General features: G+C 34.9%; 9 protein-coding genes and 1 pseudogene. 8 read left to right on the top strand and 2 right to left on the bottom strand.

Annotated elements, in window-relative coordinates; genetic code table 11:
* Nucleotides 1–751 precede the first annotated feature (751 nt).
* The 6 genes from coxB (at nt 752) to OZD63_RS03925 (ending at nt 8,053) form a co-directional block, all read left to right on the top strand.
* Nucleotides 752–1,516, top strand: coding sequence for a cytochrome c oxidase subunit II (coxB, locus tag OZD63_RS03950; protein ID WP_274979577.1), 765 nt, complete (start codon nt 752–754; stop codon nt 1,514–1,516).
* 15 nt (nt 1,517–1,531) lie between these two features.
* Nucleotides 1,532–3,082, top strand: coding sequence for a cytochrome c oxidase subunit I (gene ctaD / locus OZD63_RS03945; protein ID WP_275008181.1), 1,551 nt, complete (start codon nt 1,532–1,534; stop codon nt 3,080–3,082).
* A 1-nt stretch (nt 3,083) separates the two neighbouring features.
* Complete coding sequence (locus tag OZD63_RS03940; protein ID WP_275008179.1) at nt 3,084–3,971, top strand: heme o synthase; 888 nt, start codon at nt 3,084–3,086, stop codon at nt 3,969–3,971.
* Between the two features lie 175 nt (nt 3,972–4,146).
* On the top strand, nt 4,147–4,584 hold the full coding sequence (gene rnhA / locus OZD63_RS03935) for a ribonuclease HI (protein WP_275008178.1): 438 nt from the start codon (nt 4,147–4,149) through the stop codon (nt 4,582–4,584).
* Nucleotides 4,577–7,642, top strand: coding sequence for a YhdP family protein (locus tag OZD63_RS03930; RefSeq protein ID WP_275008176.1), 3,066 nt, complete (start codon nt 4,577–4,579; stop codon nt 7,640–7,642). Before rnhA ends, OZD63_RS03930 begins: the two co-directional genes overlap by 8 nt.
* Before the next feature lie 267 nt (nt 7,643–7,909).
* Entirely contained in the window at nt 7,910–8,053 is a 144-nt protein-coding gene (locus tag OZD63_RS03925) for a hypothetical protein (RefSeq protein WP_264705617.1), read from the top strand.
* Nucleotides 8,054–8,236: 183 nt separating this feature from the next.
* Here the strand turns inward: OZD63_RS03925 and groL are convergent, their stop codons facing one another.
* A complete protein-coding gene (gene groL / locus OZD63_RS03920) occupies nt 8,237–9,886 on the bottom strand; it encodes a chaperonin GroEL (RefSeq protein WP_275008174.1) in 1,650 nt (549 codons plus the stop codon).
* 100 nt (nt 9,887–9,986) lie between these two features.
* Nucleotides 9,987–10,268: a co-chaperone GroES gene (locus OZD63_RS03915; RefSeq protein ID WP_274979967.1), complete on the bottom strand. Its 282-nt coding sequence runs from the start codon at nt 10,266–10,268 to the stop codon at nt 9,987–9,989.
* Between the two features lie 167 nt (nt 10,269–10,435).
* Between OZD63_RS03915 and ygfZ the strand changes: the two genes are divergently transcribed.
* Both ygfZ and OZD63_RS03905 read left to right on the top strand, forming a co-directional pair.
* Nucleotides 10,436–11,242, top strand: coding sequence for a CAF17-like 4Fe-4S cluster assembly/insertion protein YgfZ (ygfZ, locus tag OZD63_RS03910; protein WP_275008172.1), 807 nt, complete (start codon nt 10,436–10,438; stop codon nt 11,240–11,242).
* Nucleotides 11,243–11,502: 260 nt separating this feature from the next.
* A pseudogene (locus OZD63_RS03905) lies at nt 11,503–11,829 on the top strand (IS4 family transposase); the annotation flags it as partial.

The following is an 11,829-nucleotide window of genomic DNA, read 5'->3' as shown; positions in this document are numbered from 1 at the left end:
CTTCCAGACTCTTTTCATATGGAGAAAAATCAATGCTTGCAATGTTGTTGTAGGGGTAGGTATGACGGTTTGTGGCGGCATGACGATAAGGTTTATACCTTGTCATCCCAGTGCTTGACACTGGGATGACAGCTAGCCTGACAATCGTCATCCCGCTACGTGTTAGCGGGATCTATGCTAAGAGATGCCAAAGACCTTCATGAAACTTTGCCCATTTGGCTTCTCTAAAGATTTCGTTTACAGAATCTAGTAACTCAGCTATGCAGAATAAAAAAAGTTTGTATGGTATACAAATAGTGTGTTTTTTTTATAATTATTTTCTATAATACATAAACCTTTGGTCCAAGCTGTAAATGCCACCATAGGCATTAAAAGTTAATTAACAAACTGCAATGTATAATGAAATAAAGACACTTGCAAGATTTTGATCTTGCAAATCATAAACTTATCATAAAGTTTAATAGTGTCTGTTACTGCTTTTAGGTGTGAGGCTAGAGGGTTATTAGCAGTAACAGACACTATTAAACTTATTATAGAATTTACTTAAAGCAAATACTTAATTTAAAATATTATAATATTTTTACTTACAATAGATTTATGTAAATGCTTTTTTCCTCAAATTAGTATTGTACTATTATACTTGTTGAATGCTAAAAAATTATTAACCATCACTAATCTCTATTTGCATAGTAAGTTTATATATACTATTATACAGTATATCACTTAGTTTTATAGCAAACAAACAAAAGATATGGTGGAGTTATTTGCACTATTGATAATATTTTACTCAAATATATCTGTTGCCTCTGCTCCTACTTCCTGGCAATTTGGATTTCCTGCTCCTGCAACTGAAGTAATGGAGGCTGTAGTTAGGTCACATTCGTTTGTGATGCTTGTGATGGTTACAATAATGCTTTTTGTGTGGGCGCTGCTTGCTTATATAGCGTTTCGCTTTCGTAAAAGCAAAGTAACAAACATAAGTAAAACTGCCCATAGTGTTCCTTTAGAAATTATTTGGTTTGTTATACCAACTATCATTGTTGGAATATTAGCCTTTGAAAACGCTAAATTACTGAAGCTACAGGAAGAAATACCGAAAGCTGACATAACACTAAAAGTTATTGGCCATCAATGGTATTGGAGCTACCAATATCCAGAATATCAAGGTGTGTCGTTTGATAGTTATATTAAGGGAAAAGAAGACTTTATCGAAGGAGATTTAAAGCTATTCTCTGTTAATAACAACATCATTTTACCCGTTAATGCTAACGTTCGTTTACAAGTTACAGCAGGAGATGTGATACACAGCTGGGGAGTACCGGCTTTTGGTGTAAAAATTGATGCGATACCAGGTAGGCTGAATGAGGCGTGGTTTAATATCAAAAAGCCTGGTGTTTATTACGGGCAGTGCTACGAATTGTGTGGTCAAGGCCATGGATTTATGCCAATTGTTGTTGAAGCAGTAAGCAAAGAAGATTTTAATAAGTGGATTGAAAATAGAAAATTAGTGAGTTAAATTTGGAGTATAGATATGAGTGATGTACCAAAGGGCATAAAGCGTTGGTTGTTTTCCACTAATCATAAAGACATAGGGACACTGTACATTATTTTTTCCATATTAGCTGGGGTTATTGGTGGATTATTATCGGTGATTATTCGCACTCAGCTAATGCACATTAATATACTTAACAATAATTATCAATTATATAACGTAATGGTTACAGGGCATGCGTTGATAATGGTGTTTTTTATGATAATGCCAGCCTTAATGGGAGGATTTGGTAATTGGTTTGTACCTCTCATGATTGGCGCACCAGATATGGCATTTCCTCGTATGAATAATTTAAGTTTTTGGTTATTAGTGTCATCTTTTGTTTTGCTCATTCTCTCAGTGTTTATTGGTGAAGGTCCAGGTACAGGTTGGACTTTATATCCACCTTTATCACAGGTAATGTCCCATCCAAGTGCAGGAGTTGACCTTGCTATACTTGCACTTCATGTTGCTGGTATGTCGTCAATTGTTGGGGCGATCAACTTTATAGTTACTATATTTAACATGCGCGCAAAAGGCATGTCATTAACTAAGATGCCACTGTTTGTTTGGTCTGTCTTGCTAACAGCATTTATGTTGATTGTTGCTTTACCAGTGCTTGCCGGTGCTATAACTATGCTTCTTACTGATCGCAATATTGGCACTTCCTTTTTTGATCCTGCCGGTGGTGGCGATCCTGTGTTATTTCAACATCTATTTTGGTTTTTTGGTCATCCAGAAGTTTACGTAATTATTTTTCCTGCATTTGGCATCATAAGTCAGGTTGTATCAACTTTTTCTCACAGACCTGTATTTGGTTACATAGGGATGGTTTATGCAATGATAGGTATAGCAGTATTTGGCTTTATGGTTTGGGCTCATCATATGTTCACTGTTGGGCTTAGTGCTGACGCTGCTGCATTTTTTAGCACTACCACAATTTTTATCGGTGTTATAACTGGTGTAAAAGTCTTTAGCTGGATTGCAACTATGTGGGGTGGAGCAATTGAGTTTAAGACCCCTATGCTATTTGCGCTAGGTTTTATTTTTATGTTTGTTGGCGGTGGCATAACGGGAATAATTCTTTCTCATGGTGGAATAGATAAGCTCCTGCACGACACCTATTATGTTGTTGCTCACTTCCATTATGTCATGTCACTTGCTGCATTATTTGGAGCTTTTGCTGGCTTTTATTATTGGATTGGTAAAATGTCGGGTAAACAATATAATGAGCGCTTAGGTCAAATCCACTTTTGGCTTACTTTTATTAGCACCAATATCACTTTTTTACCTCAACATTTCTTAGGATTAGCTGGTATGCCAAGGCGTATACCTGATTATCCTGATGCGTTTATCCCTTGGAATTATATATCCTCAATTGGTTCGTATATGTCCTTTGTTTCAGTTATGTTTTTTGTGTTTATAGTTATACATCTCTTTAAATGGGGCAAGAAAGCTGGAGATAATCCTTGGGGAGGTGACACCTTGGAATGGACGGTATCTTCACCACCGCCTTTTCATACTTTCGAAAAACCACCAGTGGTAAAATAGAATGTACACAAGTGTTTTGCTAAATGTTGAATCGACAATACTGGATTTTTGGCGTTTGCTGAAGCCAAGGATAATGTATCTTGTGGTATTTACTGCAGTTGCTGGTATGGTTACTGCACCAGGTAGTATGCACCCTTTTCTAGCACTAATATCTCTTATATGTGTTGCTCTTGGCTCAGGATCTGCAGGTGCTATAAATATGTGGTATGACAAAGACATAGATCTGCTCATGGAAAGGACAAAAAACCGCCCTATACCTTCAGGTAGAGTTTCTGCAGAAAGCGCGCTTGAATTTGGTATAACTCTTGGAATATTGTCAGTATTTATCATGGCAATAGCAGTAAATTATATTTCTGCTGCTTTGCTTGCAGTTAGCATATTATTTTACGTTTTCGTATATACAATTTGGCTAAAAAGGCGTGCTCCGCAGAATATCGTTATCGGTGGTGCAGCAGGTGCTTTTCCTCCAATGATTGGCTGGGCAGCTGTAACTAATTCTGTCAGTTGGGAAAGTTTCATTTTATTTTTAGTAATTTTTATGTGGACTCCGCCACACTTTTGGGCCCTATCTTTAAATAAGTCTGAAGACTATGCGAAGGCATCGATTCCAATGTTCAATATTGTTTATGGTCCGGAAAAAACAAGAAAATATATATTAATTTATAGTGTCTTGCTGGTGCTAACTAGCTTGCTTCCAGCTCTATTCTTGAAAAAGGCTTTACTTTATCTAAGCATGGCAATTTTTGCAGGTTGCATCTTTATTTGGTACGCTATATCAATTCTCAGATTCAAGAACCACAACTCACAGAAACAAATGTTTTCTTACTCAATTTCTTATCTATTTTCCCTATTTGCCAGTATTATTTTTTGTTCTATTGATTTATTTTAGTTATGAAAGAACGGCAGAAACATAAAAACTATTTTTTCCTTTTCCTTTTGGTAATGCTCGTTGTCACACTTTTTTTTGTTTCTATAATAAAATTTAAAGGTGCAGCTTAAACTACCTTTAGAAATTGTGCTTTCATAAAAGCAACTATATACTTTGTTAACCGATATAAACAAAGATGAGTAAAAAAGAGGTGACAATATATACGGATGGGGCGTGTTCTGGTAATCCTGGAGCGGGAGGATGGGCAGCTATCATATTATTTCAAGATTACAGAAAAGACATTTATGGTAGAGAAGAAAATACCACAAACAATAAAATGGAGTTAACAGCGGTGATCAATGGGCTGAAAGTATTGAAATTTTCTTGTAATATTAATTTATATATGGATAGTCTTTATGTTAAACATGGCATAACAGAGTGGATAAATAAGTGGAAAATGAATGGCTGGAAAACAAGTAATAAAAAATCAGTAAAAAATATGGAATTGTGGAAAGAGCTAGACAACGTTGCTTCACAGCACGAAATTAATTGGAAGTGGGTTAAAGCACACAGTGGCGATAAGTATAATGAGGAGGCTGATAGTTTAGCAAGAAAAGCAATGATCGATGCTTAAAAAAATCACTATATCACTTTCCATAGTTCTATTGTTTGTATTCTGCTTATTTGTCTTTTTTAAGGGTGAGAGTCCTTTAGAAATCAATATTAATTATATTGATTTTTATGTTAAACATAAAATATCAAAGATATTTGTTGGCTCAAGCGTTAATATGGAGAATACCTCAGTTGTTTGGCAGAAAGGTAGTAAAGATCCGTATTTAGTCATTACAGATTTGGCAATAGCAAATCCTAATTTTACTATAAAAGTTCCTGAGCTTTTTGTACATTTTAAGTTAAGTTCCTTATTTAAAGCTAGCACAAATCTCTCTCAGGTTTCAGCTGATAATGTGCATGTATATATCAAGAGAGAAGAAACTAATGTTAATCCGCAAAACTCATTAGACCTTTTGAATAATCATTATTTAAGTAATAACCGCCTTCCTTCGGTGTCATTCCAGCGCGTGACGCTGGAATCTAGAAAAAAAGAAACCTGGATCCCAGTGTCAAGCACTGGGATGACAGGGAAGAATTTCAAGATGACAGAAAGCAGTGCAAAAAATCTATTAAAAACAATAAGGGAATTTTTTTTTGACTTAAATGCGGATTCAAAAATTGAATTTACTAACATCGCTATTGATAAAAGCACAGAAGATGAATTTTTTATTGATAAATTATATATAGGGAAGGGGGAAGATTTTAATGTTTTAGATATTCATGTGAATACAAAAGATGGAAAGGGATTTTTGGATGATTTATCAATTACGATAAAAAATCGCAACAATTTGCTAAATGTGTACGGGACATTTTATGATCTAAAATTGGGACTATTGAGCAAGTTTTCTACATTAGTTAAAAGCTACAATTTGGACAAAAATATAGGATTCAAAGGAAGCTTCTCAGTGAAAATTAATAAAAAGGATGAAATTGTAGATGGAAATATATACGTATTAAATACAGAAAATTATTTGAACAAAAATTTGGCCTTAACTAATGTAAATATAAATTTAACATATAGTAATGGAATTATTAGTGTAAAAAACTTCCATTTTAAGTTAAATGACACGTATCTCTCTTTAATAGGCAAAATGAACTTTAGTACAAGTCATGCTTTGCTTAGAATTAATATTAGTAAGTTTGCTGCAAAGGATTTATGTACCTATATACCAGATAGTGTAGTAAATAGTAAATTTAAAAGCTGGTATTGTGATAATATCGAAGGGGATGTTTTAAATACCATTGTAAGTTTCAATGGCAAAATTAACAATTTGGTTGATGACGATCTGTCAGACATTGTAATTATTGCTGATATAGAAAACGGTAGCGTAAAATTTGATGAAGATTTTGAGCAAGTAAAGGAATTAAAGGGTGATTTGATCATCAAGAATAACGATCTTGAAATTACTGTAAATAGCGCTAAGTTTCAGAATTTCACTGTTAATGGTGGTGATATTGCAATGAAATCTCTCAATAAGGAAAATTCAGTTCTAACCATTAATGGCCAAGCTGTAAGTGATGCTTATGGTTTATATGAGCCTATAAAATTTAAGCTGGATGATGTGGTGAAGGTTGAAAGGGATAAAGTAAGTGGAATGGCAAAATCCGTATTTAATTTTCGCATTTTTAATCTAAATGCTGATGACAAAAAAGTAGATTTTTCGGCCAATTTTCATTCCGAAATTGACAATTTGGCCGTCTATAATGCAAGTCTTGGTAAATATGATGTTAAGCTTAGTTTTGGCAGTGACTTTATAGATTTAAATGGTAGTGGTATGGTGAATAAAACACAGCTATTATTTGACCTGAAAAGTAGCAATAGGAATGAAAGTTTCGCCTGGAATTTGACCGGAGATTTACCTGCTCAAATATTTAATTTTGATAGTGGCTATGTCAGTGCAAATTTAGAGTCAGTGATAAATCAAGATAAGACGGGGTATGTTAATGGTGATATAGATTTATCAGAATTTGAATCACATTCAAGCTACTTAGGGTGGAAAAATCGCTTTGAAGATCACAATAAAATTTTGTTTTCTACAAGGTTAAAAGGAGCAGGTGAATTGTTAGTAGATAAATTAGACATTGTAGGAAATGATCTAGATATAAAATTCAGCGGAAGAGTAGAAAATGGAAATTTATATTTAAATTCTAGTAGCTTTAAATTGCCTGATAATGATTTTAGTATAGAAATTGAATCAGGTAAGGAGAAAAATGCCATAACTATTTATGGTGAGGAAATTAACTTAAGTGATATTTTAGGCTTGCTTGGCAAAAACAGTAATGGATTAAATAAAGATATAGAGATTAGTATGAATGTTGACAATGTAATTATGAAAGAAGGCATCGTTATCAAAAATGCTAAGCTGAATGTAACCTGTACTAAAGGTAATTGCAATGGAAGTCAATTTACAGGGCAGTTTCTGGAAGATAGCAGCAACATACTAGCAGAATACAGTGGAATAGGGCTCGAAATATATGCGGATAATTCAGGTATGCTTTTGCGTTCCTTAGGCATTAGTAAATCAATTAAAAACGGCAAATTGTCTTTTTATCTCTCTCCTCAGAGAGAAAGTGGAGAACATTATGGTACGTTATCCATTAGCAATTTCTACATCAAAGATGCTCCACTACTTACTACTTTATTGTCGATGTCTTCATTGCCTGGCATTGTAAATGCCATAAAAAATGAAGGTGTATACTTTTACAAATGTAATGCACCTTTTTCATACAAAGATGGCACTATTGAAATTGAAGAATCTTGGCTTGAAGGGGCGGAGTTAGGTATTAGCACTGGTGGTAAGCTCGATATTAGAAATTATAAATTCCAGGTTGCAGGGCAAGTAATACCAGCATATTCAATTAATAAATCTTTGTTAAAAATTCCTATAATTGGAAAACTTCTTACTGGTGGGAAAAGTAGGGGAATCGTTTCAATAGACTATAAAGCAAGTGGTGATGACAAAAACAATAACGTATCTGTTGATCTTATCTCTTCGCTAACTCCAAACCTATTAAAGAGATTATTGGGAGTGTTTGATCACATTATGACAAAAACTAATAAGGCTATTGTCAGCAATTAAAGTGGTATGAAAAAAAATTTGGTTCGATATGACCAAAAGGGAAATTATTTAACAAAATTATAGACAAAAATGCAAGAATTTCAGAATGATCCACCTAATTTTTCATCTAATTATTTAAGTAATGCCACTCCCTTTAGCCTCTCTATATTTGCTGAACAACTAAAAAGGGTAGGGGGGTGGTTGTAAATTGTATCTGTTCAGCAGAGTGGCAAAATAAGGTAGACGAGAAAAGACAACTATAGGAACAAATGGGTGTCATGCCAGTGCGTGACACTGGTTTCCATCCAAAAGGGTGTCATTCCAGTGTCAGCTACTTTCATGACATCGTTTACTATGTGCCATATTGTAATGTTCGTACAGTTGTGGAATGAATCGCGGTATGACGTGTTGCTTGGGTCAGCTATAGTATAAATATACTAGGGGTTATAGTTTTCTTATGCTGCCTTTTTGTTATTAGACAACCACAATATAAAGGAGTGAAACGGATGCAAACAGCAGTGCATTTCTGCACCAAACGTATTACCTTTAACGAATAGTAAAATGTGAGATTTTTTGGAACTACCGTGGAGCAATTGCTCCACGGTTTCATTCTACTTAGAATCCACCCATGCCACTCATTTCTCCTGCACCCATAGGAGATGAAGCATTTTCTTTGCTTGGTACATCAACTATCATAGATTCAGTAGTTATCAGCACACTCGCAACAGATACCGCTGTTTCAAAAGCAATACGCACCACTTTTGCTGGATCAATCACACCAGCTGTAAACGCATTAGCATAATTCATAGCCTCAACGTTGTATATAAGCTCTTTATCATTCTGCTTAATCAAATAGTCAATTATAACAGCAGATTCAAGACCAGCATTTTTGACTAACCTTCTAATTGGAGCACTGAGAACTTTCTTGATAATGTTTATGCCTATTTGTTCCTCGTCACTTGCACCTTTTAATTTGTCGAGAACAGATGAAGCATAAAGAAGCGCAACCCCACCACCTGGAACTATACCTTCTTCAATTGCAGCTCTTGTTGCATGCAGCGCATCTTCGACTCTATCTCTACGTTCTTTAACTTCCACTTCAGTTGCTCCACCAACTTTGAGCACAGCAACGCCACCTGATAATTTCGCTAAACGTTCTCTTAGCTTTTCTTTATCATAATCAGAAGTTGAAGTTTCAATTTGAGATTTAATCTGCTCGATTCTAGCTTTCACACTGTCAGAATCGCTATTTTCGCTGACAACTGTGGTATTATCTTTAGTAATTTTAACATTTTTAGCCGTACCAAGATCATCAAGCGTGAGATCTTCCATCTTGATTCCAAGTTCATCTTTTATGACGTACTTAGCACCAGTTAAAGTTGCTATGTCTTCGAGCATCTCCTTTCTTCTGTCACCAAAACCTGGAGCTTTTACTGCAGCAACTTTTAAACCACCACGCAATTTATTGATAACTAAAGTGCTTAATGCTTCACCTTCGATATCCTCTGCAATAATAACCAAAGGTTTACCAGATTTAACAATAGCTTCAAGAATAGGAAGTAAAGGTTGAATAATATTTAATTTTTTCTCTGTAATTAATAGATAAGGATTATCAAGCTCCACGATCATTTTTTCATTATTTGTAATAAAATACGGAGAGAGATAACCGCGATCAAATTGCATGCCAGTAGTCAGCTCAACTTCTAACTCTTTTGAACCTTTACTCTCTTCAACAGTTATTACACCCTCTTTTCCAACTTTTTTCACGGAATCAGCGATACTGTTACCTATATCCTTATCACCATTTGCAGAGATTATTGCAACTTGTGCCACTTCGTCTATTTTCTCTAGAGAAATTGTACGAGACATTGACGCAATTTCCTTTAATATTACATCTTTTGCCTTCTGTATTCCGTTTTTAATACCAACACGATCGTTTCCAGCAGCAATTGATTTTGAAGCTTCCATTATCACGTTGCTAGTTAGTATTGAGCACGTTGTTGTACCATCACCAACTTTGTCGTTACATTGAGAACAACTCTGTGCAAAGATGCTTGCTATCGCAGCGTTTAATGGTTTTTCAGGCTTGATACCCTTCATCACCTTATAACCATCTTTTGTAATTTCTGGTGCTCCATAGGGCTTATTAATCCCTACTGTTTTTCCTCTAGGTCCTGCAGTTATTGCTACCGTTGAATCCACTATTGCTGCGACTTCACGAAAGGCTTCTTGCAACTGCTCACCTGATACTACTACATTAGTCATTTTTATCACCTCTTGTTAATAAAAAATTTAGAAAACTATAATAAAACCATTTACAATGCGCTATGTTGCGCTTTGTTTCAGTTTAGTAAAATAAAGACCGCTACTTAATGACAGCAAGTATATCGGATTCCTTCATCACGATAAGCTTCTCATTATTATGTTCTATTTCTGTACCAGCCCATTGGCGATAGAACACTTTATCACCAGCTTTCACAGTTAAAGTTACGCGTTCGCCACTTAAATTGCGTGAACCTTCACCAATTGCTATAACTTCACCTTTAGTAGGTTTCTTTTCAGCACTTGATGGAAGCACAATTCCACCTTGCTTTTCTTCGCTAATAGGCCTGATCAGCACGCTATCACCTAATACATTTAAACTTATACTTGACATTTGTTTTTCCTCATCAACAAACTAACTTATAAGTTTATATATATATACTCGTAAGTTAGATTTCAAGGGCTGGAGCTTGTAAAATATGCACGCCAAAAGCAGTTTCTAAAAGAGCCTAATGTTATATAATAAAATTTAGATTTATTTATAGAGATTTCATGAGTTATATACCATTTTTAAGTCGTGGTGTGATAGTGCTATATGGGCCTGACACTGGAGATTTTCTGCAGGGTATTATAACCAACGATATTAATAAGTTGGATAGCCAAAAAGCCATTTACTCTTTATTGCTTAGCCCTCAGGGAAAATATCTATATGATTTTTTTCTTATTGAATATGGTAAATACACCCTCTTGGAGTGCGAAAACATGCACTTGCAGCAAATAATCGAGAAACTAGATTTACTTAAAACTTATTTGAGGGTAAAGATTAAAGACGTTAGTGCACTATATAAGGTTGGGGTTTTGTTTAATACTAAGTTGGCGGAGTGTAGTAGTAAGTCACAAGTTATTTTTCAAGATCCAAGGCACGAGCTGCTAGGAATGAGGATCATACATAAAGATGAAATAAAAGAGCCGGTTGGGGATTTTACTCAGTATGAAAAAGTCAGAATTCAAAATCTCGTTCCAGATGGAGCGAAAGATATGGTGCAGAATTCATCGTTTCCGCTGCAATTTTTAATCGATAAAGTAAACGGTATAAGCTTTAATAAGGGGTGTTATATAGGTCAGGAAGTCGTAAATCGAATGAGCAGACAAGAAATATTCAGAAGAAAACTTTACCTTGTTGAGGGGGATAACGCACTTCCAGATATTGGCACTAAAGTGACAAATGAAAACAATGAGGAAATAGGGGAACTGCGCTCTAGTGTAGACAACATTGGATTTGCATTGCTTAATACTGGAAAGAGCCATGCAAATTTATATGCAGATGGAGTTAGGTGCGTTAAGACGTTGAAGTCTTAAGGTAGCGCATATAGAAACGAAAAACTTGCTTGACACCCTTCGCCAGCGCCCTTATCATAACAGTGAAGCTATTTCATTTAACTTCGCAATCTGTGCAGATTAAAACGACAAGGGCTCCTGATATAATGTTGAACATTTTTTTTCTGCATTTCCGGGAATGTTCAAAAAAGCATACGCGTCAAGTTAAGGAAATAGAGGTATGAAAGAGATAGAATAATAAGGTATAAGTTCTCCCAGATATACTTTTAGTGAGAGAACCAATGAATAAAATAACTTGCTTATCAAAAAAGCTCAAAGAATTTTTTAATGAAAAAGCAGAGAAAATCTCAATTACAACAAGGTTTATAAAAAGAAAGAGAAAGCTAAAAGGTTCATCATTCGTAAAAGCCATGGTCTTGGGTAATATAGGAGTTGATAATTGTAGCGTAGAAACAATGTGTCAATTACTAAACGAGGACTCGATAGATATAACAAAACAAGGTTTGGATTTTAGATTTACTGAAGAAGCAGTGGAATTTATGAAAAGGATGTATAATGAATCTGTGATTCTCTTTAAAAATATCTTGCAAGTTGATTGCAAAATCTTA

The sequence above is a fragment of the Wolbachia endosymbiont of Drosophila leontia genome (assembly GCF_028981785.1).
In the GTDB taxonomy this organism is placed as follows: Bacteria; Pseudomonadota; Alphaproteobacteria; order Rickettsiales; family Anaplasmataceae; genus Wolbachia; species Wolbachia pipientis.
Note: the sequence above shows the minus strand (reverse complement) of the source record. Positions and strands in the feature narration are given on the sequence as shown.